General features: G+C 66.0%; 16 protein-coding genes, 1 tRNA gene and 3 pseudogenes. 15 read left to right on the top strand and 5 right to left on the bottom strand.

Annotated features, from left to right (window positions below):
- Positions 1 to 25: 25 nt before the first annotated feature.
- The gene (locus CT688_RS10855; protein ID WP_107756897.1) at positions 26 to 1,003 is read right to left on the bottom strand and encodes a magnesium transporter; all 978 of its coding nucleotides are present in this window, start codon (positions 1,001 to 1,003) and stop codon (positions 26 to 28) included.
- Positions 1,004 to 1,199: 196 nt separating this feature from the next.
- On the opposite strand from CT688_RS10855, the gene CT688_RS10850 reads away from it, so the two are divergent.
- Positions 1,200 to 2,660: an APC family permease gene (locus CT688_RS10850; RefSeq protein ID WP_197431412.1), complete on the top strand. Its 1,461-nt coding sequence runs from the start codon at positions 1,200 to 1,202 to the stop codon at positions 2,658 to 2,660.
- Between the two features lie 197 nt (positions 2,661 to 2,857).
- The gene (locus CT688_RS10845) at positions 2,858 to 3,349 is read left to right on the top strand and encodes a hypothetical protein (protein ID WP_107756896.1); all 492 of its coding nucleotides are present in this window, start codon (positions 2,858 to 2,860) and stop codon (positions 3,347 to 3,349) included.
- 164 nt (positions 3,350 to 3,513) lie between these two features.
- On the opposite strand, the gene CT688_RS10840 is transcribed toward CT688_RS10845, so the two are convergent.
- Positions 3,514 to 5,283: a DEAD/DEAH box helicase family protein gene (locus CT688_RS10840; RefSeq protein WP_107756895.1), complete on the bottom strand. Its 1,770-nt coding sequence runs from the start codon at positions 5,281 to 5,283 to the stop codon at positions 3,514 to 3,516.
- 245 nt (positions 5,284 to 5,528) lie between these two features.
- The gene (locus CT688_RS10835) at positions 5,529 to 6,530 is read right to left on the bottom strand and encodes a nuclease-related domain-containing protein (protein WP_156607210.1); all 1,002 of its coding nucleotides are present in this window, start codon (positions 6,528 to 6,530) and stop codon (positions 5,529 to 5,531) included.
- 238 nt (positions 6,531 to 6,768) lie between these two features.
- Between CT688_RS10835 and eno the strand changes: the two genes are divergently transcribed.
- The 13 genes and pseudogenes from eno (at position 6,769) to CT688_RS10770 (ending at position 19,742) form a co-directional block, all read left to right on the top strand.
- A complete protein-coding gene (gene eno / locus CT688_RS10830; protein ID WP_107756893.1) occupies positions 6,769 to 8,046 on the top strand; it encodes a phosphopyruvate hydratase in 1,278 nt (425 codons plus the stop codon).
- A gap of 296 nt (positions 8,047 to 8,342) precedes the next feature.
- Positions 8,343 to 9,005, top strand: coding sequence for a septum formation initiator family protein (locus CT688_RS10825; protein ID WP_231750302.1), 663 nt, complete (start codon positions 8,343 to 8,345; stop codon positions 9,003 to 9,005).
- Positions 9,002 to 9,553, top strand: coding sequence for a DUF501 domain-containing protein (locus CT688_RS10820; RefSeq protein WP_107756891.1), 552 nt, complete (start codon positions 9,002 to 9,004; stop codon positions 9,551 to 9,553). The genes CT688_RS10825 and CT688_RS10820 overlap by 4 nt, the downstream gene beginning before the upstream one ends.
- Positions 9,550 to 10,554, top strand: coding sequence for a Ppx/GppA phosphatase family protein (locus CT688_RS10815; protein WP_107756890.1), 1,005 nt, complete (start codon positions 9,550 to 9,552; stop codon positions 10,552 to 10,554). Before CT688_RS10820 ends, CT688_RS10815 begins: the two co-directional genes overlap by 4 nt.
- A gap of 53 nt (positions 10,555 to 10,607) precedes the next feature.
- Positions 10,608 to 10,681, top strand: a tRNA-Leu gene (locus CT688_RS10810).
- A gap of 140 nt (positions 10,682 to 10,821) precedes the next feature.
- Positions 10,822 to 11,481: a type III restriction endonuclease subunit M gene (locus CT688_RS10805; protein ID WP_107756889.1), complete on the top strand. Its 660-nt coding sequence runs from the start codon at positions 10,822 to 10,824 to the stop codon at positions 11,479 to 11,481.
- 28 nt (positions 11,482 to 11,509) lie between these two features.
- Positions 11,510 to 13,015: an Eco57I restriction-modification methylase domain-containing protein gene (locus CT688_RS10800; RefSeq protein ID WP_231750301.1), complete on the top strand. Its 1,506-nt coding sequence runs from the start codon at positions 11,510 to 11,512 to the stop codon at positions 13,013 to 13,015.
- On the top strand, positions 13,008 to 15,500 hold the full coding sequence (locus CT688_RS10795; protein ID WP_107756887.1) for a DEAD/DEAH box helicase: 2,493 nt from the start codon (positions 13,008 to 13,010) through the stop codon (positions 15,498 to 15,500). The genes CT688_RS10800 and CT688_RS10795 overlap by 8 nt, the downstream gene beginning before the upstream one ends.
- Before the next feature lie 324 nt (positions 15,501 to 15,824).
- A pseudogene (locus CT688_RS10790) lies at positions 15,825 to 16,082 on the top strand (IS21 family transposase); the annotation flags it as partial.
- 77 nt (positions 16,083 to 16,159) lie between these two features.
- Complete coding sequence (locus CT688_RS10785; RefSeq protein ID WP_095719468.1) at positions 16,160 to 16,615, top strand: transposase; 456 nt, start codon at positions 16,160 to 16,162, stop codon at positions 16,613 to 16,615.
- Positions 16,612 to 17,667: an IS3 family transposase gene (locus CT688_RS10780; RefSeq protein ID WP_083249486.1), complete on the top strand. Its 1,056-nt coding sequence runs from the start codon at positions 16,612 to 16,614 to the stop codon at positions 17,665 to 17,667. The genes CT688_RS10785 and CT688_RS10780 overlap by 4 nt, the downstream gene beginning before the upstream one ends.
- A 15-nt stretch (positions 17,668 to 17,682) precedes the next feature.
- Positions 17,683 to 18,945, top strand: a pseudogene (gene istA, locus CT688_RS10775) (IS21 family transposase); the annotation flags it as partial.
- A 53-nt stretch (positions 18,946 to 18,998) separates the two neighbouring features.
- Positions 18,999 to 19,742, top strand: coding sequence for an ATP-binding protein (locus CT688_RS10770; RefSeq protein ID WP_107756886.1), 744 nt, complete (start codon positions 18,999 to 19,001; stop codon positions 19,740 to 19,742).
- A 324-nt stretch (positions 19,743 to 20,066) separates the two neighbouring features.
- Here the strand turns inward: CT688_RS10770 and CT688_RS10765 are convergent, their stop codons facing one another.
- Together CT688_RS10765 and CT688_RS10760 are read right to left on the bottom strand one after the other, a co-directional pair.
- Entirely contained in the window at positions 20,067 to 21,785 is a 1,719-nt protein-coding gene (locus CT688_RS10765) for an AIPR family protein (RefSeq protein ID WP_107756885.1), read from the bottom strand.
- Positions 21,786 to 22,075: 290 nt separating this feature from the next.
- Positions 22,076 to 23,074, bottom strand: a pseudogene (locus CT688_RS10760) (transposase).
- Positions 23,075 to 23,456: the final 382 nt, after the last annotated feature.

Raw genomic sequence — 23,456 nt, 5'->3', positions numbered from 1 at the left:
CGGGGCCCGTGACCCACGGGGCGTGTCACACCACGAGGACGGACGCCACCGCGAGGTAGATCGTGACCGTGATGATGTCCTGCAGCACCGTGGCGAGGGGGCCCGAGCCGAAGGCGGGGTCTTTGCCGACCCTGTCGATGAGCCACGGCAGCACCAGCGCGATGACCGTGGCCAGTGAGGCGGCGGCGAGCAGCGCGAGGGCGACCGCCAGCGCCACCGACCAGTCCTGCCAGATCACACCCACCAGGACCAGGGACACTACGCCGAGGACGAGCCCCAGGAGGATCCCGGTGAGGATCTCGCGCCCTGCCACCTGACGTATCCCGACCCCCAGCGAGAGTCCGCGGATGACGAGCGCCTCGGTCTGGGTCCCGATCGCGTCGGCGAGGTAGACCACGCCGGGGACGAAGAACGCGATGAGGACGTGCTCGGCGAGCACGGCCTCGAAGCCGCCCACCACTCCCGCGGCGAGCAGGGCCCCGACCAACCCGACCACCAGCCACGGAAGCCGGTGCCACAGGCGCTGCAGCACCGGCTCGACCGTGGTGGTCTGGGCGGGGGAGGCGGACTTGAGGAACCCGCCCAGGCGGACGAGGTCCTCATCGTGTTCCGCGAGCAGGACCCCGAGCAGCGCGGTCGCGGGCACGAGACCGACGAACCGGCCGTCGTCGACGACCGCCAGGGTCGGTTCGCCGTGTTGGACGGCGCGCCACGCCGCCTGCTCCTGCACGGCGGTCGGGGCCACCACCGGGGGAGCGGTGTCCATGATCGCGCCCGCCCGCGTGTCGTCCGGGGAGCGGAGGAGCCGCTCGATCGTCACCAGTCCGAGCAGCCGCTCGCCCTCGAGGATCGCGACCACCGCGGCGCTGTCGACGTCCCCGCCGCGAAGCCCCTCCAGCACGTGGCCCACGGTGTCGTCCGGGCCCGCGGTGGGGACGCGGCGCGAGGCATACCGGCCCGCCGTCCCGAGCGGATGGGTGTCGGCGGGAACCGAGGTCGTCATGGCGGGTCCTGTCCGTGGTGGGGGTTGCTCGTGAGCCAACCTGTGTGGACGACGGCGGTCAAGGGCCGGCTCGGGTCGGCGATCGGAGAACGGCTGGTGGGCGGGCCGTTGCCGTGCCATTCTTGCGAGACCTGCCGGCCCCGACCCGGGCGCAGCCGCGGCGGGGTCGGCTCGGAGCGCGGACAGAGGGACGCGGATGGAACGCACGGGGGCGGGAGGCCAGCCGGCGCTGCGCCGCGTGATGGGACCCGGCCTGCTTCTGGTGTTCATAGTGGGCGACATCCTGGGCACCGGGGTCTACGCGCTCACCGGCAAGGTCGCGGCGCAGGTCGGCGGGGTGGCGTGGTTGACCTTCCTCCTGGCCTTCGGCGTGGCGGTCCTCACCGCCGCGAGCTACCTCGAGCTGGTCACCAAGTACCCCACTGCCGGCGGGGCGGCGGCCTACGCGCACCGCGCGTTCCGGGTGCAGGCGCTCACGTACCTCGTGACCTTCGCCGTGATGGCCTCGGGCCTCACGTCCGCCGCCTCGGCCGCGCTCGCGTTCGCCGGGAATCTCACCCAGGTCATCCCCGCGGACGGGCTCCCCGACCACGTCCGCGTGGCCGAGCAGGCCCACGGCGTCGGAGGGGGCCAGCTCTCCTGGCTGGACTCGGTGACCGGGAACGGGCTGCTGGTGGGGATCGCGCTGGCGTTCATCCTCGCGGTGGCAGCGATCAACCTGCGCGGGATCTCGGAATCGGTCCGGCTCAACGTCGTGCTCACCGCGATCGAGGTCTCAGGGTTGCTGCTGGTGATCGGGATCGGGGTCTGGGCGCTCTCGCACGGCCACGGCGATCTGTCGCGGCTCACCCAGGTGGAGACCTCGCCGGGGGAGAGCCCGGTGCGCTCGATCACCGCCGCCACCGCCCTGGCCTTCTTCGCCTTCGTCGGATTCGAGGACTCGGTGAACATGGCGGAGGAGACCCGGGATCCCGCGCGCGTCTTCCCCCGGATCATGTTCGCCGGGTTGGCGATCACCGGGGTGATCTACCTGCTGGTGGTGGCGGTGTCGGTGTCCGTGGTGCCGCCGGAGGTCCTGGGTTCGGGCGAGACACCGCTGCTCACGGTGGTGGCGGTGGGGGCGCCGGCGTTCCCCCTGTGGATCTTCGCGCTCATCACCATGGCCGCCGTGGCCAACTCGGCCCTGATCAACATGCTCATGGCCTCTCGGTTGCTCTACGGCATGGCGGGGGAGAAGGTCTTGCCCTCCCTGCTCGGCAGGGTGCTGCCCGGCCGTCGCACTCCCTGGGTGGCGATCTGCGTGACCACGCTGCTCGCCGTGCTCCTCATCGCGGGGGTCGACCTGGCCTCGCTCGGTGGCACCACCTCCCTGCTGCTCCTGGCGGTGTTCGCGGTGACCAACTGCGCCGTCCTCGTGCTGCGCCGCAGTCCCGTGGAGCATCGGCATTTCCGGGCGCCGACGGTGATCCCCGTAGCGGGCCTGCTCAGCTGCGTGTTCCTGGCATCGCCGTGGTCGGGTCGGCCGGCGGAGGACTACCGGGTCGCGGCGCTGCTCCTACTCGCCGGGGTCGGGCTGTGGTTGCTCCGGGTGGTCATGTCGTCACGCTCCCGGCGGCGGCGCGACGAGCACGCCAGGCGCCCCACGCCGGACGGATGACGTGTTGTCCGCAGGGCCCCGGTCTCGACACGTTCCCGTCGACACACATTTCGTCGACCAGGCCGGCGGCGTGGAGCACAATGAACCCAGCGGGATGCTCCCCGTGACCGCGGGGGGCCGAGGCGCGGGAATCGGGACCGGGAACTCGAGCGGAGGTCGACGGGCACCGCGCGCCACCTCGGGAAAGGAGCACCGTGATGAAGGTCGGACGCCCATGGGCCGCGTACTCGCTGACCGCCGGGATCGCGATCTGGACGCTGTCGGCACTCGGGGGCGGGCCCGGGCTGTTCCTCGCGCCGGACGGGTCGGGCCTCGGATTCGATCCGGCGATCCTGCGGAACACGCCGTTCGCCGACTTCCTCCTGCCGGGAATCATCCTCGCACTCCTCGGCGTCGCCGGGGCGGCGGTCACGGCGCTGCTGGTCCGCGGGGTGCGCGCACGCGGTCGCCGCGAGTCCCCCTCTCCGTGGCAGTGGTACTTCGCGCTGATCGTGACGCTGGGCCACCTCGTCTGGATGGCGGGGGAGATCGCGTTCCTGTGGACTCCCGTCGCGGGACTCCCCGGCGACCAGCGGGCGATGTTCTACGGGTTCTGGTGGGGGTTCGGGCTCCTGAGTGTGGCGAACCTGCTCCTGGTGTTCGCGCCGTCGACCCGGCGCATCCTGGGAGGCCCGACACGGCAGCGGTGAGGGCTCCGGCTCGGATCGCGGGACCTGCGAGGGGAGGGGTCTGCCCCCTCGGCCCGCGCCGGCACCAGTGCGGCCACGTTCACCACGCGAACCGTGTGCGACGTGCCCGAGCGAATGCGGCCCCGGGTGGTCCCCGGTCTCGAGGCGGTGGGCGCCGGTCTCAGTCAGCCGAGTTCGTCCGCCAGCCGGACGGCGGGGATCCAGTCGATCCCGAACACCCGGGCCACCTCGGAGAAGGTGGAGGCGTCCGCGTCGGTGCTGGTCGCCGAGGCGATGAGCCGGGACAGCATCACCGTCCCCGCTCGCTCCTCGATCGTGCCGGCCGCCGCCAGGAGCGACCAGGCGCACACCTGATGATTCCGGTGCGCGCGGCCCATCGTCTGTTCGGCCAGGAGCCCCGAGTAGCGGGCCTGGTGGAAGAAGCCTCTCCGCGGGGTGTCGGTCGCGAACGTGCCGTCGGCGAACTGCTCGCGCGCCTGCAGGTTGATCGCGGTGGGCGTGTTGAACACCACCACCGGCGCCTCGCCTCGCTGGAACCGCATCCGCTCGGACTCGGCCTGCGGGTTCGAGCCGTAGATCCGTGCGACCGGGATCCCGTCGGCCTCGAGCAGTTCGGCCACCGGGTGCGCGGCCGTGGACACCATCTCGGTGGCGACCAACACCTGGTAGCCGCGCGAGAGTTCGGCCTTGGCCGCCGCCACGGTGTGCTCGACCCGGATCATCGACGCCTTCTGGCGCAGCCGCACCAGCGCAGCCAGCCCGCGAGCGACGTTGTTGCCCGTCCTGGCGAGCTGCATCTCCCGCTGGAAGTCGCCCCACTCCAGCTCGTAGGCCCGCCACTGGTCCGGGGTCAGCTCCACCAGGTCCACGTCGAACGGTGGAGGCCCCCACGGCGCCGACCGGGTGAGCATCAGCGGCGGATCGTGCTTCAGCAGCATGTCGCGTGCGTCGCCAATCGCGGCCTGCTGCAGGGGTAACGACTCCTTGGCCTCGGCGTCCCACGTCCACTTGCCGTACGAGGTCTCCAGGGGCATACCCCGCTCGGCCAAGGCCCGGCCGAAGTCCGACCACGCGGCCGGGGGATCGCCGTGGACCTGCGCGAACAGCGACGACAGGTAACCCCATTCGCCCGGGTGATGGCCAGGGGTGGCGGTGATCGTCAGCACGAACGGGGCCTTCTCGTGAGGGCCGTCCATTCGGGTCAGTCGCCGCATGTAGCTGGTGCGCTTGCTGGCGTGCCGGAACTGGTGGGCCTCGTCGATCACCGCGACGTCGACCTTGAGGCGAGGGCGCCCGTTCCGGGCCATGAGTTTGCCCAGGCTGTCGGAGGACATGATGATCCAGCGCAGGTCGTCGTCGCCCCGGTCGTCTTGTGTGAGCGCGGCGATGGTGCGCCGCCACGACGGGATGGTGATGCGCGCCGGCCGGTCCACCGTCACCAGGATGGTGCGCCCGCCGCGCAGCTTCGCGATGGCCTTCGCCGCCGCCACCGCCACCAGGGTCTTGCCGGTGCCCACATCATTGGCCAGGTGGACCTGCCAAAACCCGCGCTCGGCGGCCGCGACGATCGCGTCCACGTCCGCGCGTTGCTCCGGGCGCAGCGTCATGGGTGCGGCGGTCGCGCCCGGGCCCTCGCTGCCGTTGAGCTCGTCCTCCAGCCACCGCAGGTAGGAGTAGGGCTTGCTGGCGTAGGGCTCCAGTGGGCTCGGCAGGGCGGTACCGACGTAGGCGTGGGCGGTGAGCGACTTGTAGTAGGTCACCCCGGCTGGTGTCCCGCCGCCCAGCCCTCCCCAGGGGAGCTCAAGCAGCCATACCCGCTGGCCGGGAGGGATGGTGGGGACGGCCGTCGCTGCGCTGGGCTTCTTGGCGGACTTAGTCCGCTTGGCGCTGGGCTTGCGCTTCTTGGTCGTTGAGCGCGAGGACCGGGTCGCCATCAGAGTGCTGCCCGGTCTCGGGCGGTGACGAGGGCGAGCGAGTCCACAGCGTTCTCCTGGATCGTCCTGGCGGGGTCGGGCTCACTGTAGGGGGCGGGTACGTCACCACCGGCGTCGGCTGGTGCTCACCCCGCCGGGCCGCCGGGGTGCACGTCGGGGCCGGCGTGAGGCCGCGGGTTGGGGACAAAAAAGGTCCGATGACGACGACACGGGCCCGCCGCGGTCGGAATCCTGGTTGCGGGGTGCTAGGTGGATCTCGGCGATTCGGACTTCGACATGGCCATCGTCGAGATCGGCGCCCGAGCGTGACGACCGACGCTCGATGAATCCATTGCCGTGCTGCCGGACACATTCACCGAGTGCGCGTCGAGAATGCTTGTCCATTTCTGACTATAGATTCCCGTGCCGGTTGTATCGGTGCTCAACGGTGCCAGTGCTCCAACGATCGCGTCGACATCCACGCGGGCAGTCTCCGCGGTCTGCGTGGACATAATCATGCGGCCCAGGGCCGGGTAGGAGCTGACGATGGCCGTTCGGTTGTTGAAATCGGCGTGGTGCACCTTGCTCTCGGGGTGGCAGTAGTACACGCAGGTGTTGATCCAGGGCGGCGTGCCCCCTCGCATCGTGAGAAAAGAACTGAGGCGGTGCGCCTGAAGACGCACTTGACCCGCCGGGCTCGAGGTTCTGAGCTTTACTCGGTCATCCTCGCGGTAGAGATGCACCGCGTGCTGTCGGGGCAGGTCTTCGACGAGGTCGCCGAACAGTATGCGCAGCGAATCAGAGTGCGCGCGGATATCGACCCCATCGAAAACGGCGTACTTCCAGTACTTGCTCTCTACGATCAGCAGGCTTCGTTCGGTCACCACGAGATGGTCGATCTGAGCGTGGAATACCTTGCCATCGTCAGCCTCAGGTGGCCTGAACAACACGTTGGACATGACTACCGCGTTGATTCGGGCTTCACGGCACGCCGACAAGATGTGCGCGCGAGACGTGCTCTCCCCGGTTGAGAGCTGAAGACGTGCACGAATCTGGCGGTAATAGTCGTGCTCGTGCGCAATAGCACGACTATGGGCTGCCCGCGCCTCAGAGAGCGTGGTCGAAAGCCGCTGTTCTGCTTGGCTCATCTCCGCGGACATAGCCGCCAGACGCTTCTGCCATCTCGCCTTGGAATTCGAGTGCCAAACCCCGCCAACAGCGACGACACCCAACAGCACTGCTGTGAGAAGCGGGAGAATTTCTGCCACCAGATGGTCCTCTCATCGAGTCGTTGCACGGAACCTAATGCACGCGCGCGGTGCCCAGCGGCGATTAGGCAACTTCGGACACCGGCTTGTGGATGTTCTCGTTGGGCCCGCGCCACCCGCCCCCGGCGCAGCCTCGACCCACCCTGCCGGGCGACGTGGAACAATGGCCCCCGGTACTGCAGCCACCCATCGCGGTGCCGACCCAGAGACGAACCACGAACTTCCCCAAGGAGCACAGATGGCGCTTATCGAGCAGGTCGGAGCCCGGGAGATCCTCGATTCGCGAGGCAACCCCACCGTCGAGGTGGAGGTGCTTCTGGACGACGGCTCGTTCGCACGGGCGGCCGTTCCCTCGGGTGCCTCGACCGGCGCCCACGAGGCAGTGGAGCTGCGCGACTCCGACGAGCGCTACATGGGCAAGGGCGTGACCAAGGCCGTCGACGCCGTCCTGGACGTGCTGGCCCCCGCCGTGATCGGCATCCCCGCCGAGGAGCAGCGTCAGGTCGACGAGGCCCTCCTCGACGCCGACGGCACCCCCAACAAGTCCACGGTCGGCGCCAACGCCATCCTCGGCGTCTCGCTCGCCGTGGCCCGCGCCGCGGCCGATTCGGCGAACCTCGAGCTGTACCGCTTCGTCGGCGGCGCCAACGCCCACGTCCTGCCGGTGCCCATGATGAACATCCTCAACGGCGGCGCCCACGCCGACTCGGGCGTCGACGTCCAGGAGTTCATGATCGCGCCGATCGGTGCGCCCACCTTCCGCGAGGCCCTGCGCATGGGCGCCGAGGTGTACCACAACCTCAAGTCCGTGCTCAAGGACAAGGGCCTGTCGACGGGCCTGGGCGACGAGGGCGGTTTCGCCCCGTCGGTCGACTCCACCAAGGCGGCCCTCGACCTCATCGTCGAGGCCATCGAGAAGGCCGGGTACACCCTGGGCACCGACGTCGCGCTCGCACTCGATGTGGCCGCGACCGAGTTCTTCAAGGACGGCAAGTACCACTTCGAGGGCAAGCAGCTCTCCGCCGCCGAGATGGCCGACGTCTACGCCGACCTGGTGGCCAACTACTCCCTGGTCTCCATCGAGGACCCGCTCGACGAGGACGACTGGGAGGGCTGGAAGACCCTCACCGAGATGATCGGCAACAAGGTCCAGATCGTCGGCGACGATCTGTTCGTCACCAACCCCGAGCGCCTGCGCGACGGCATCGAGCGGGGCGCGGCCAACGCGCTGCTGGTCAAGGTCAACCAGATCGGCACGCTCACCGAGACGCTGGATGCCGTGGAGCTGGCGCACCGCAACCGCTACGCCACGATGATGTCGCACCGCTCGGGCGAGACCGAGGACACGACCATCGCCGACCTCGCGGTGGCCTGCAACTGCGGCCAGATCAAGACCGGCGCCCCGGCCCGCTCGGAGCGCGTGGCCAAGTACAACCAGCTCCTGCGCATCGAGGAGATGCTCGGGGACGCCGCTCGGTACGCCGGCGCCGGCGCCTTCCCGCGCTTCTCCGCCTGATCCAGGCAGCGACGCCACTCGGGCACAGCACGCACAGTCCCACGAGGCCAATCCGGTCAGCTAGGTAGTCGAGAGGAGGGCTCATGGCTCGCCCACCACGCCCTTCTGATCGACGGGGCTCGCCGGATCGCCGGGGCGACGGTCGCGATCGCGCGTCGTCCCGGCGGCCGGGGGAGGCGTCGGGGCCCATCCGCCGGGCACCGCAGCGGGGTCGCACGCGCGGCGAGTCCACCGCCGACCCCGCCCGCCGGCAGACTCCCCAGCGGCGCACGCCGAGCCGGGAGCGGGACCGGCCGGTGCCCGCCTCGGCCCGTTCGAAGCGGGTCGGCTCGACCGCGCATCCGGAGGCCCACCGGCTCAAAACGCGGACCGATCTCTCGGACACGGTGCTGGGCCCGCGGAACTACACGCCTCGGCGGATCGGTCTCCTCGCCGTCGTCGCCATCATCCTGCTGGTGACGGTGTCGTTTCCCCTGCGCAATCACTATCAGTTCCTCTCGGACGAGAAGGCGGTGGCGCAGGAGCGGGCGGCGCTGGAGGCCACGATCGCCGAGCTCGAGGCCGAGGAGCAGCTGCTCGCCGATCCGGCGTACATCGAGCAGCAGGCCCGCATCCGCTTCGGCGCCGTCAAGCCGGGGGAGACCCCGTACCGGGTGAGCCCGGTGGATCCGGTGGAGCAGGCGGCGGCCGAGCAGCGGGCGGCCGAGTTGGCGGCGCTGCCGTGGCAGACGCGGGTGTGGGACTCCATCTCCGTGCCCGCCGATCCCGTCTACCCGGAGAACTCGAGCCTGCCGGGGGGAACGTCGGTCCTCGAGGGCACCAGCATCCCCGGCGGCCCCGACACCCCGGCCGTTCCGGTCGATCCCCGGCGCGGGCATCTCGGCGTCGACTCCCCGGGCGGCGAGGCACCCGATGGCGCCGATGCGCCCCAGCAACCACAGGAGGACCCCCCAGCGTGAGCGCCGAACACAGCGTGTCCAGTGACGATCTCGACGCGATCGAGGCCCAGCTGGGCCGGCGGCCGCGCGGGGTGCTGGAGGTGTCCTACCGCAGCCCAGACGGCAGGCCCGGGGTGGTCAAGACCGCGCCGCGGTTGGAGGACGGCACCCCGTTCCCGACGCTGTACTACCTCACCGATCCGCGGCTCACCGCCGAGGCGAGTCGGCAGGAGTCCGCGGGGATCATGAGGGGGATGACGACGAGGCTGACCTCCGACCCCGAGATGGCGCTGAACTACACCCAGGCGCACGAGCGGTATCTCGAGCAGCGCAATGAGATCGAGGACCTCGGGACGGACTTCTCCGGTGGCGGGATGCCCGAGCGGGTCAAGTGCCTGCACGTGCTGATGGCCTACGCGTTGGCCGAGGGGCCCGGCGTGGTGTGGTTGGGCGACGAGTCCGTGGCGCTGGCCTGCGAGGCCGGACTGCGCGGTACCGCGCTGCCCGAGGACTGGCCCACGCCCGAGGAGCTGGGCGTGCCGGACTACTACGCGCAGGAGCAGGAGTGACCGCGGTTGCTGGCTCTGCTGGTTCTGGCGCGGTGCGAGTCGGAGCCGTGGACTGCGGCACCAACTCCATCCGACTGCTCGTCGCCGAGGGCGTGCGCGGTCAGCCCGGGCTCGCCGACGTCCACCGCGAGATGCGCATCATTCGGCTAGGGGAGGGCGTCGACGCCACCGGCAGGCTCTCGACCGAAGCGATCTCCAGGTGTCGCACCGCGCTCACCGACTACGCGGCCACGATGGCCGAACTCGGCGTGCAGTCCGTGCGGATGGTCGCGACCTCCGCCACTCGGGATGCCAGCAACAAAGACGAGTTCTTCGACATGACCGCCGAGGTGCTCGGTAAGCACTTCCCGGGCGCGGTGGCCGAGGTGATCAGTGGGCAGACCGAGGCTGAGCTGACCTTCGCTGGCGGGGTGATCGACCTCGACCCGTCCGACGGACCGTTCGTGGTGACCGACCTCGGCGGTGGGTCCACGGAGATCGTGGTTGGCGAGATCGTGCGTGGTCAGGTACAGATCCTGGGTGCCCGCAGCCTCGACGTGGGCTGCGTTCGCCTCACCGAGCGGGTGCTGCACTCTGATCCGCCCACCGCCGCCGAGATCGCCGAGGCCTGGTTCGTCATCGCCGACGCACTGGCGGAGGCCGGCGACGTGCCGGTGGGCCTCGCTACTCGATGGGTGGGTGTGGCGGGGACTTTCACCACGTTGAGTGCGCTGGCGCAGGGGCTGGGGGAGTACGATCCCGAGCGGATCCACGGCAGCGTCATCCCGCTGGACCGGATTCGCGAGGTGTGCGACCGCCTGGTGGCGTCCTCAGTGACCGAACGCCGCAGCCTGGGCCCGATGCACCCGGGCCGCGCGGATGTGATCGGCGGGGGCTCCATCGTGGTCCAGGCGCTGTGTGATGTGATGGCAGAGCGTGCCGGGTTGTCCGAGCTCACGGTGAGTGAGAAAGACATCCTGGACGGCATCGCGATGTCGGTGCTGACCCGCTTGGCCGGTTGATTCGGCCCCGGCGCCCTGCGCGCCACCCGGCCCCGCTCCGGCGAGGCCGGCAAGCCCCCATAGCCCAATTGGCAGAGGCAGACGGCTTAAAACCGTTTCAGTGTCGGTTCGAGTCCGACTGGGGGCACAGTGCGACCGAGGGACTCTAGCTTCTACATGTCACTGGTAAGTCAACGTGGCTTGGAGACAACGATCGTCGCCATGACTGGTCATGGCGAAAGTGGATGCCACAATTGCTGTCAGGTCAGTAGTGAGTCGAGGTGAAGGATGCAAATCAAGACGCGGCAGCGGGTGCGCGACCTCGCGGAGGTCTACACGCACACACGAGAAGTGACCGCCATGCTCGACCTGGTCACGGATATGTTCCCTTCCGCCGACGATCCAACCAATACGGATCGGAAGTTCTTCGAGCCCTCCGCCGGATCCGGTAACTTCCTCGAGGAGATCCTGATCCGCAAGCTGGCCTTCGTCACCTCGGAGAGATACAGGTCAACTCTCCAATATGAACACCGGCTCCTCCGCGCCCTGGCCTCGATCTACGCCATTGACATCGACCCGGAGAACGTCGCCGAATCCAAGGACCGGCTGCGCCACGTCCTTCAATCCCACCTGGACAACGACCTCAACACCAAGGAGCCTTCGCAGGGTCTGGCCGGAGCTGTCGAGGTGATCCTTGAGACCAACATCGTGCTGGCCGACACCCTCGCTGACCTCGACTCGACCGAATGGGTCGACTACCGCGCTGGCCGAAACGGCACCTTCATCCGCGAATGGTCCACTGTTGCCGAGGACGACGCCCAGGTCGACCTCTTCTACGTCCCGAAGATGGATGCCGTCCCCGTCCACTACGCAGATTTGGTGAACCACCCCGGGCCGGTTGTCGCCGGAAAAATCAGGGAGGTCGGGTATGAACCAGCCCCGATTTAGTCAGCATGTCCCTGACATTCTCGACTGTTTGGCTCAGCTGTCCACCGATGAGGTCCCCACGCCCCCTGATCTCGCAAGAGCAATGCTGGAGCTGCTACCCGAGGAGGTTTGGACCCGGCCGGACTACGTCTGGCTGGATCCGTTCAGCAAGTCCGGGGTGTTCCTGCGAGAAGTGGCGACACGTCTGCTCGACGGCTTGGCCGAGTGGGAGCCCGACTTCGTCGTGCGCCGGGACCACATATTCCGCAACATGCTGTTCGGGGCCGCCATCACCGAGATGACCGGCATCATCTCTCGGCGCAGCGTGTACTGCTCGGCGGACGCCTCCGGCCACCACAGCCTCGTCCAATTCGACGACCCGCAAGGAAATCTGCTCTACGTGCCGTCCGAGCACCATTTCGGCTCCGATGACCGGTGCACCCTCTGCAACGTCCCGAAGGATCTCGAACGAGGCCGTTCCCGTGAGAACTACGCCTATTCGTTCATCCACGGCACGTACCCCACCAAGGAGATGGCCGACATGAAGTTCGACGTGATCGTCGGGAACCCGCCGTATCAGCTCAAGGACGGCGGCCACAACGCCAGTGCGGTCCCCATTTACCAACTTTTTGTGCAGAAGGCCCTGGCCCTTAACCCCCGGTACGTTGTGATGATCACCCAGTCACGCTGGTTTGCTGGCGGGCGTGGACTCGATAGCTTCCGTAACCAGATGCTCACAGACGGACGTATCAGGAAGCTCGTGGACTATCCCAAGCTGTACGATGCTTTTCCCGGCGTGAAGGTCAGGGGCGGGGTCTCATATTTCTTGTGGGATCGGGACAACCCCGGTCTGTGTGAGGTCCAGACAATGTGGGACGGTGTGCCCGTAGGTCCCCCTATGGAACGCTCGCTTTGCGCGTACGACGTGCTCGTACGCCGTAATGAGGCCGTGGCGATCCTTGAGAAGGTGAGGGCGTACAGAGTTGCCGGCAAGCCTGAACCGGTCCTTAAGGTCCGCGTTTCCGGTGGTAAGCCGTTCGGGTTCCGGACTTACTTCCATGGGGTCGCGTCGCCGGATCGTCTCAAGAATCCAGTCAAGTTTTACGGCTCGCAGAAGATAAGTTGGATCGAACGTGCCGATGTTCGCACGAATTCCGAGTGGGTCGATGACTGGAAGGTCCTTATGACCGCCGTACAGGGGACAAGCGCTGCGGTGGAGACAAAATTTCTCAGCGATCCGATCGTCGCTGGTCCGGGTACAGCCTGTTCCGAGACCTACCTCGTTGCCGGACGCTTCGAGAGCGAGTCAGAGGCTCAGTGGTACGCGAGCTATCTGAGGACCCGCTTCGTACGGTTCCTGGTCTCGCTGCGCAAGGCGACCCAACACGCCACCCGCGATGTGTATGCGTTCGTGCCTGATGTCCCCTTGAGCCAGACGTGGACCGATGAGCTGCTGTTTGCGCGATACGGAATTACTGGGGAAGAGGCCGCCTTCATCGCGTCACAGGTCAAGGAGATGCCGGCACCCAGCTCAGGAGACACCATCGATGCCTAATCGCGTCTACGCCTACACGGTCGTCGGTAAGGACGACGACCTCTGGCAGCGCACCCACGGGCAGACACGGATCTCGGGCCGTGGGCTAGTCAAGGTCGGTCAGACCACCAAAGCGACGGCACGCGCTCGTATCAAGCAGCAATTGAACACTGCCTACCCCGGTCTCAAGGGCGTTTCGATCCTCCTTGATGAGCCCGCGGTGCGTGCGGACGGTTTTGAGTTTTCGGACCGCGACGTGCACTCGGCTCTAGTTGCCGCAGGCATAAACCGCACGGCGGGCGAATGGTTTGAGGCGACGATCGACGAGGTCAAGGCGGCGATCGCTACGGTCGTTTCCGGCGTCGCCTACGAACCCAGGCGGTCTCATACCTTCGGTATGCGCCCTGAGCAACAGGCGGCCGTCGACAGGGCCGCGGAGTATTTCCGCACCCACGCCGGCACCACACCGAAGTTCCTCTGGAACGCCAAGATGCGCTTCGGGAAGACGTTCGCCACGTACCAGCTCGCCAAGACGATGGTCTGGAAGCGGGTGCTGGTCCTGACGTTCAAACCGGCAGTGGCGACCGCCTGGCATGACGACCTCGTCTCTCACGTCGACTTCCACGGCTGGCGCTACATCGACAGGAATGCCAGCGACGACGACCGTTACGCTGCTGCCGACTTCGACGGGCCGGTCGTCTGGTTCGCTTCGCTCCAGGACCTCGGTGGTCGGGACGCGGACGGAAACATCAAGTCTCGCAACGAGGTCATCCACCTCATCGAGTGGGACGCAATCGTTCTGGACGAGTACCACTTCGGCTCTTGGCGCGATTCTGCCCGTACTCTCTACGACCCGACTGATGCGAAGACAGCCGAGATCGAGGAGCCCGATGAGCAGGTCACCGTGGAAGATCTGTCGGAAGACCTGGCGGTCAGGGCCGACAAGTACCTGTACCTGTCGGGCACCCCGTTCCGGGCGATCACTGACGGAGAGTTCACCGAAGACGCAGTCTTCAACTGGACCTATGTCGACGAACAGCGCGAGAAGGAGCGGTGGAGCGAGACCGACGGCCCGAACCCGTACCTCACGCTGCCCCGGATGGAGATGTACTCCTACGACCTGGGCAAGAACGCCTCCCAATACACGGCCGACGGCGAGTTCGACGGGTTCAGCCTTAACGAATTCTTCAGCGCGCAGAAGGAATCCAGCGGCAAGCCCGTCTTCGAGCATAACGACGAGGTTAACGAGTTCCTTGAGATGCTCCGTGGCAAGCTCACCGAGCAGATGAAGCTGCAGGTGCAGTCGCAGGACAAGCCGCCGTTCCCGTTCGAGGCCGTTCGCTTCAGGTCCGCGGTCAGGCACTCCGTCTGGTACTTGCCCAACGTCGCAGCCTGCGTGGCCATGGCCGACACGCTGAGCAGGCACCCGTACTTCTCCGAGTTCGAGATCGTCGTTGCTGCGGGAAACAAGGCTGGCCAGGGCGTGGAGGCCCTACCGCCGGTGGAACGCGCGATCGAGGACGCCAAGGCCAAGAATGGCCCCGGGTCCATTACGCTGTCCTGCGGCAAGCTAATGACGGGTGTCACCGTGCCGGAGTGGGGAGCAATCCTCATGCTCCGATCTCTCAAGAGTCCGGAAAGTTACTTCCAGGCGGCATTCCGCGTCCAGTCACCGTGGTCGTACCGCGACGCGGAAGGAAATCTCGAGCTGCTTAAGGAGACGTGCTACGTCTTTGAGTTCGACCCTAATCGGGCACTTTCGCTGGTCGCCGAGTATGGCACCAAGCTGGCCACCGCCGGGGACGCCACTCCGTCGCAGGCGATATCCGAGCTCATTAACTACCTACCGATCTTTGGATTCACGGGAGGTGCGATGACCGCCCTCGACGCGAACGCCGTCCTCGACTGGGCCACGGTGGGCGTGGGCGCCGCGGCGCTGGCACGCCGTTGGAATTCACCGCTGCTAGTCAACGTCAACGAGCACACCCTTTCCGGTATCCTCACCCGCTCGGATCTAATGGAGACGCTCGAGAACGTCGAGGACTTCCGCGCGCTGGTGAACAACGCCAGCAAGGTCGTCACGAACACCGAGGACCTCAAGAAGGCCAAGCGCAAGCAGGACGGCAAGCTCACGAAGGATCAGAAGAAGGAACAGTTCGAGACGGCCAAGCTTCGCAAAGAGATCCGCGAGAAGCTGCAGAAGTTCCTGGCCAAGATCCCGATCTTTATGTACGTCACTGACTACCGGGAAGAGACTCTCACGCACGTCATCGAGTCCCTCGACTCCGCTCTTTTCGAGCGCGTCACAGGCATCACCGTCGAGGACTTCACCACTCTTAACGACCTTGGGCTATTCAATGCTCAACACCTGAACCACGCAATCTACCAGTTTAAACGCTTTGAATCCGCCAGCCTCGACTATGCACTAACACCCCAGGAGCAGGAGCACCGCCACAGTCATGAACAGATCGGCCTCTGGGACAAGCTCACCACCGAGCTAGACTGATCTGCCGCAGCTTACGGGCGCTCGAATACAGGCAGGACGAATGGGCAACGGTGCCTCGGCGGTTGTTAATGCGACCCGGTCGTTCAGAGGACAACGGCGCAGCCACGTCCTCGTAGACACGCCCTGCAGGCTAAGGGCAAGAAGATCACCCACCAGCCCGAGTGAGTATTCGCTCTTCTGAGGGCCAGTCGTATTGGGTCTGGGAGCCGGTAGCTGCTTGACGGTTTGGACGTCGTCGGAGCCACCGTTATTCGCGTTCAGAGCCACCTTCTTAGGCTCCTCCCGCTGGGTGTAACGGGCACCTGGCGGAAGGAGCAGTTCCCAATGGTAAGGAAGATCAAGGCGAAACTCGTCTTGCAGTTGCGGGCCGAGGGCCTGTCGGGGCGGGCGATCGCGGCCTCGCAGCAGATCTCACGCAACAGCGTCGCTGCGGTGCTGGAGGCCGCCGATGCCGCCAAGCTCGGCTGGGACGATGTCGCAGATCTACCGGACGGCGAGGTGTACTCGCTGTTGTTCCCGGGCCGGGGTGAGCACGAGAGCGTGTTCGCCGAGCCCGACTGGGCCGAGGTGCATCGGGAGATCCCTATCCGCCAGACTGAGGTGAGACACCCGGGCTGGCTGGTTGAGAGGCTGGGGCGTGAGGAGAAGGAGAACCCAGCATGACTATCACTGCAACTACTGACGCGGCCCTGGAGGCCTCGCAGCCGACGCCGACGACCTCGACGCAGGAGACGGTTCAGGCCCCGCGGACCGGGCGGCCGGCCCGGCGGACGTTCACGGCCGAGTACAAGCGGCGCATCGTCGCCGAGTACGAGCAGGCCCCGTCCGGGCAGAAGGGCCGCGTGCTGCGCCGAGAGGGCCTCTACGATTCCAGCGTCAAGCAGTGGCGGGCCCAGATCGAAGCGGGAACACTGGGCACCGTGTCCAAGAGAAGGCCCCGGGCTGGCCAGTCGCCGGAGCAGGCGCGCATCGCTGAGCTGGAAAAGCAGATCAGCAAACTCGAGTCAGACGCCGCCCGGAAGGACAAGGTCATCGCCGATCGTGACGCCGCGTTGGAGGTCATGGGAAAAGGTGTCGCGTTCTTGGAAGCGCTCTCCAAGAAAAACAAGGGGTGACCAGGGCCGCCTGGCGCACCTGGCAGGCCGAAACCGCGCAGCTGCTGACCGCGCTGCTGGGTGTGGTGCGGTCCTGCGCCCTGGTCGGTAGGTCGCGGGCGACCCATCATCGCCAGGCCAATCCGAAACCGCGCCAGTATGGGCCGCACCCCAAGGCCCGCCATCCTGCCGAGCTCACCGCCGCCGAGCGCACCGCGATACTGGAAGTGCTCACCAGCGAGGCCTACGCCGATCTGTCCGTGGCCCAGGTGTGGGCCCGCGAACTCGACGCCGGCCGGTATCACTGCTCGCAGCGCACGATGCACCGGATCCTGGCGGCCGAGGCGATGAACGGCGAGCGTCGTCGGCAGGCAACCCATCCACCACGGGCGATTCCCGAACTGGTCGCAACCTCAGCAAATGATGTGTGGTCGTGGGACATCACGAAAATGCGGGGCCCGGCCAAGGGCATCTGGTACCACGCCTACGTCGTCATCGACATCTACTCCCGCTACGTCGTGGGCTGGCGCATCGAGACCGTCGAAGACGGCGAACTGGCCGCCGACCTGGTCGCCGCCGCCATCGCCGAGCAAGGCCAGGCACCGGGGTATCTCCACGCCGACGGGGGCGCGGCGATGACCTCGAAGCCGTTGGCCTCACTCCTGTGCGATCTGGATGTAACCCGGTCGCACAATCGGCCGCGGACCAGCAACGACAACCCGTACAGCGAGTCGCAGTTCAAGACCATGAAGTACACGCCGAACTACCCCGAGCGGTTCGCCAGCATCGGTGCCGCCCGGGCATGGATGAACCGATTCATCCACTGGTACAACCACCAGCACCGGCACAGCGGGATCGGACTGCACACCCCGGCCAGCGTCCACGACGGCACCGCCGAGACCATCCGCGACAGGCGCCAGCTCGTGCTCGACGCCGCCTACGCCAAACACCCCGAACGGTTCACCCGACGACCGCGCCCACCCCGACTGCCGGAAAAGGCGACCATCAACGACCCCGACGCCCGATCACCCGAAACTAGCCAAGCCCAACCGAGCACCTCACGTCTCATTTGATTTGACACGCTCCGGATGGCCCGGGTCGGGGTGACGATGAAGCTCTTGCACGGCGAGTACATCGACCGGTGCGCGGGCTCGGGGTCCCCTGCAATGGGGTACGACCGGTTCTGTAAGCAGTACCAACAGCATGTACTGGTCGCCGGGCTGGCCTCCCGCGTCGGGCACAAGGCCGGGCAGACCGTCGAGGTGGACTGGTCTGGCCCAACGATGCAGCTGACCGACCCCGTCACTGGCGAGTCGAGGCGGGTGTATCTGTTCGTGGCGTGCCTGCCGTTCTCCCGGTACGCCTTCGTCGAACCCGCCCTGGACATGAAGCAGGACACCTGGCTACGGGCCCACGCGGCGATGTTCGAGTTCTTCGGCGGATCAGTGCCACGCATCGCGTGCGACAACCTCAAGACCGGCGTGATCACACATCCCCGCGAGGGCGAGATCGTCCTCAATGACGCCTACCGGGAGATGGCTGCCCACTATTCGGCCGTGGTCCTTCCCGGCCGGGTGCGCAAGCCCAAGGACAAGGCGAGCGTGGAGAACACCGTGGCGCACGTGGCCACCTGGATCATCGCCGCCCTCCGTGCGCGGCAGTTCGCTACGCTCGCCGAGCTCAAGTCCGCGATCGCCGACCAACTCGCCGCCTACAACGCCGAGCCGTTCCAGAAACGGGCAGGCTCACGGGTCAGCGTGTTCACCTCCGAGGAGAAGGAGCTGCTGCGGCCGCTGCCGGCCGCCGGGTACGAGATCAGCCGCTGGGTCTACGGCCGGAGGGTCGGGCGCAACGGGCACGTGTCCTTCGCCCGCAACTACTACTCCGTGCCGTACCCGCACGTGGGCGCCAAGGTCGACCTGAGGATCACCGAGTCGCTGCTCGAGGTGCACCGCGGCCACCAACGGCTATCGAGCCACGTGCTGTGGCCCGAGACCGTGGTCAACGCCTACCGCACGAACGATGCTGATCTGCCGGCCGGGCGGAAGTACCGGCAGTGGGATCAGCCGCGGGTCAGGGAATGGGCCGAGCGGGTGGGCCCCTCGGCGCTGGTCGTGACCGATCGGATCTTCGAGTCGGTGACCGTCAGCGAGCAGGGCATCAATCCGGCGCTGGCGGTGCTGCGGTTGACCCGCCGCTACTCAGCCGAGCGGGTCGAGGCCGCGTGCCGGATCGCGTTGGCCGGGCCGATCCGCTCTCCGCGGTACGCCCACCTGCGGCCGATTCTGGAAACAGGTCAGGACAAACCCGCACAGCCGACCGGCAGGGCCAGCCAGGACCGGCCCGCCTAGGACGCCGGCGGATATGTGCGTGGGGCCGACTACTACGCCGCAGGAGGTGCCCGATGACCCGGCTCGATCCCGAGTCCCGTCGCAAGCTGCGGGAGATGGGCGCCACCGCTTTGCTGGAGGCGTTCGAGGCCCGCGATGAGACCCTCATGCTGGGCATGGGGTTCGAGGACCAGGTCAAGATCGTCGTGGACGAGGCCCACTCCACGTTCACCCACGCTAAAGTCGAGGGACTGATCCGGCGAGCCGGCCTGCGCTACCCGAACGCCGATCTGCGGCGGCTGGACATGCTCCACGAGCGGGGACTGGACCAGGGCGTGATCGCCCAGCTCGGCTCCTGCTTGTTCATCGACCGGCACCAGAACGTCGTCTTCCAGGGCTTCACCGGCTCCGGCAAGTCCTACCTCGGGTGCGCTCTGGCCAAGCAGGCCTGCACCCACCGGATCCGGGCGCACTACATCCGGATGCCGGATCTGGCCGAGGCGTGGGCATCGGCGCAAGACAAGCCGAACGGCAAGACGACGTTCTTGAAGAAGTACGCCGCCTTCACGCTGCTCGTGCTCGACGAATGGCTCCTCGACCCGCCCGACGAGGGCATGCGCAGCATGCTGCTCGAACTACTCGAGCGCCGGTACGGACACGCCTCGACGGTGTTCTGCACTCAATACGCCCAGAAAGACTGGCACCAGCGCCTCGGCTCCGCCGTACACGCCGACGCCATCATGGACCGCATCGTCCACAACACCCTCTGGATCGAGACCGGCACCTTCAACATGCGCGAACACACCGCCGTGAATTAGCCCCACGGGACCGCGCACGGGAGCCGGTGGCTCCGACCCCATCGGCCACCGGCTCTCAAAGCCAATAACGGTGGCTCCCAACCTCAATACCCGGTGGCTCCCAAACCTTCAAATACTCACGAGCCTAGAACCCGTCTCGAGGCGGCTGTCCGTCGCCGTGCCCGCGTGGGTGCATGCGCAGGTCATGCCGTGAAGGGTTTTCACTTTTCGGCCAGCGATACGTGACAATTCGAGAACCGCTCTCGCGAGACGCTGCCAGTCAGCAACCCCCGATGGTGGGGGCTCCGCGAGATGGGAGCCGAGTCCCGGCAAGTTCACATCGGCTCACTTAGTAACCCTACTGATCACGTGGCCCCTTAGATCGGCCGTGAAAGCCAGGCGCTTCAGCCGATCACTCGTAGGAACGGTACCGTGCGTGAAGTCGAGTATCACGTCGGCTGCGTCCTTGAGCTTCATAACATAGTTTGAACCACTCAACGATTCAATGATCTGCTGACTCTGGTTTATTACTCGCCTGTCGTTCAACTGAAGTGAATCTGATTGCAGCGTCAGATATTTGTGCGCCATGAGTATGTGGTATCGCAGTGGCTTAAGCCTAGGATCGAGGGTTGTTCGGAACGCAGACTCCAGCCGGTAGTCGGCGTACGCGGCGGCCACGTAGGGATCGTATAGGTGCTGCGACGCGAAGATCTCTCTTCCGATCGTTTCGTAAAGATCTTTCGGATATCTGGTAGCAAGGTGTGGCAAATTTAGAAATGTGCCCGCTAACGCACGCACTTGGTCTCTGATGGTCACCACCCTCGTTTGAGGGACCGAACTGTTCGCAAACTGACCACTTCGGCGTTCGTATGAAAGGCCGACGTCGAGGGTGTCCAGCTTGTAGAACTCTTCAAGGTTTTTCTGGAACGAGGTGAGTGCTACAAGATCGCTATCATTGACCGCCGTCTGCGAATTGGTGGCGCGAATGATTTCCGTTGCAACCTCAGCTACATCGGTGACTATCACACGGATAGGGAGCTGGATCGCTTTCGGGTCCTCCAATTCGTCCGCGGCAATGTGGACACAATGACTCGTCTGGCAACCGTTCACAATCTGATAGCCGCTTAGGCGCACCTCGTCGCCCGGGCGAGGTGCGTATTGTGACGCCACTACAGTGACGCCATTGTTTAGAACAGGAAGTAGTCGACTGTTTGACGACCTAAGTGTTTCCTGGATGCGCCCATTCACGGGGTTATCGGCTCCCTGGAATCCGCGAACATTATCGTAGAATACGCGCTCGTTCAGTGAGGCATCATCGTTGCGAATCAACAGAAGCAACTGGTCAAGGCTAATCAGACCGAGAATCGCTTGCTCGATACCGGGCATGCTCGGGAGGTTCAAACTCTTCTCGAGCACAATATCTACTTCGTTCGCCGCCGTCTTCTTGCGTGATGCTTCTACGAGCTGACCGGCCCCTTCCACTTTAACGGTGACCTCCCCCAGGAAGGATAGGTCTGATAGTTGCATCTGGACACTCTTCCGCCGCTCTTGCACAAGTGCATCCTCAACCGCCGTTGCGTTCGCGGCGGTCACGAAGTGGAGGTGCGCGGACGGCCGTGGGTTCTGCATTTTTGTTGCATGCTCAGCGAACATGTATTTCAGGGCATCAGAGATCCCTTTAAGCTTTGGGTAGCCGCGAGGGGCGGAGCCTTCGAGGGAGTTCTTGACAACCTCGCCCATATTTAGAATTTCATTCGACGGCACCTTCTCCGTGTTCTTGGCCTGCACGAAATGTAGGGCGACAATAAGTGTTCCAGTACCGCTTGAAAGCTCCTCTGCATCAGAGTCGTCCCAAACTAGCTCGCCGTTAACTTCTAGGATAGCTACATCTACACCGGGCGTACTGGGGTCAAGAAGTAATTCCGATAGCGCCGTCCGTTCCGTTAGGTCATCCTTGAGAACTAGCTTGGCTGCGAACATCTCGAATGCATCGCTGTCGGATAATTTCTCCAGTTCGTTATTTTCAGTAAACTTCTTGAATAGCCCATTTAGCAGTGGGTCCATCGTTAGTGCTCCTTCGTAATTGGCTGGATTCTGAGTCATCATGCCATGGCCCACCGACAGGCGCGGACTTAAGTGGTTCGACGGTCCTTCTGGACTCGGAGTCTGCAGTGCGACCACGGTGAGGGAGCGGGTCGGGGAGGTTGTCGCTAGCCCCGCAAATTCACGGGGAGTAGGCGCCGCTGTTGCTGTGTGACGGCGGGCGCGATTTCGGGTGAGGGCGTGCGAAGTTGCCGGCTTGCGCTTCCGGTGGGCGGGTCTCCTGTGGTGATGTCGTGGGTGGGCAGGTGAGGTTAGGCAGGTTTGGGGATGGCGGCGATTGTGTTGAAGACGGCAACGATGACGGTGGCCCAGGGCCACGTCTCGGGGGTTTTCACGCGCCGCCTCCGGCCACTGCGGACCAGGCGGGCTCCCACGTGAAGGACGCGGTAGCGCAGTGCTTTGGGTTCGCATGACGCCAAGACCGCGGCGTCATCGATGCAGGCGAGCCTCCGTGTCCAGGACACGAGGTCAGCGCGGAGCATCACTGCCACCAGCCAGGCCTGGTTGAAAGCGAAGTCCCGTGACGGCAGACGGCCCAGGCCGGTGTCTCTGGCGTGGCGGATGCGGTCCTCGACCCGGGCGTGGGCCCAATGCAGTGCTTCGAGGAATTGGAGCTGGCCGGGGGCGGTGTTGGTGACGAACGCCTGGTAGCGCCACCCGTCGATCTCCTCGAACATCGATGGCTGGGCGCCCGGGTGGGGCCGTTCGCGGCGGACGATGACCCGCATCCCGTCCGGCCACTTTCTCAGCAGTCCGGGGGCGAGGAACCCGGTCAGCTCCGCACCTCGGCCCCATCGCGGATATAGCCGGACGGGTTCAACGCCGGTCCCCCACGCGGCCTCCGGGGCGGTCGCGATAGCTCGACGCAACGGGCCGGTGACCTGGAAGCCGACCGAGTACCCCACTCGTCGACCGCGGATGCGGTTCTGCTCGGTGATTCAGTCCAGCAGGGCGTGGAAGGCGCCAGCGCCTTCGGAGCGGATCAGCAGATCACGCCGATGAGCAGCGGGGATCTGCGCGATCGCCTGGGCCAGGACGTCGATGTGGTCGGCTGCGGTGTTGGACCCGGCGTTGCCCGGGTGCAGGCTCGCGGCGAGGAACTCTTCTGTGTTGTCGCACCACAAGCCGATCGGGTGGTAGCCGAACGTGTGCTTGTACGTCGGCGCGGCGTTCTCCTTTCGCTGTGGGTGACCACGATCGTGGCGTCCACATCGAGCACGATCGTCGGTGCCAAGTCCCGACCCGCACATGCCGCCGCTGGTACCCCGCCGGGCGGCTGGGACCACACGTGCCGCCGGGTACGGGCACGTGCCACCTGAATCTTGCGCTTGCCAGCGGTGACCTCATCGAGCGTGCGCCACACCGTTGGCGCAGAGGCCACCGGGCCCGAGGCCTCCGTCTGGCGGCGAAGGACGCCGATATCGGAAATGGACTCGCCACCGTCAGCGGGCATCACCGCAACGTCGATGAGCACCCTGCCGCGTTCATGGACCGGGATGAACCGGCGGCGAGCCATGGCTTCGGACAGCTCGGCGGTGAGCCCGACACGATCAGCAGAAGGCGAGGCGCGATGGCCCCGGCGTGAGAAATCACCCCGACACCATCAGCGGAGAAGGATAGACCGGACGACCA

Source organism: Dietzia sp. JS16-p6b (genome assembly GCF_003052165.1).
Classification (GTDB): domain Bacteria; phylum Actinomycetota; class Actinomycetes; order Mycobacteriales; family Mycobacteriaceae; genus Dietzia.
Note: the sequence above shows the minus strand (reverse complement) of the source record. Positions and strands in the feature narration are given on the sequence as shown.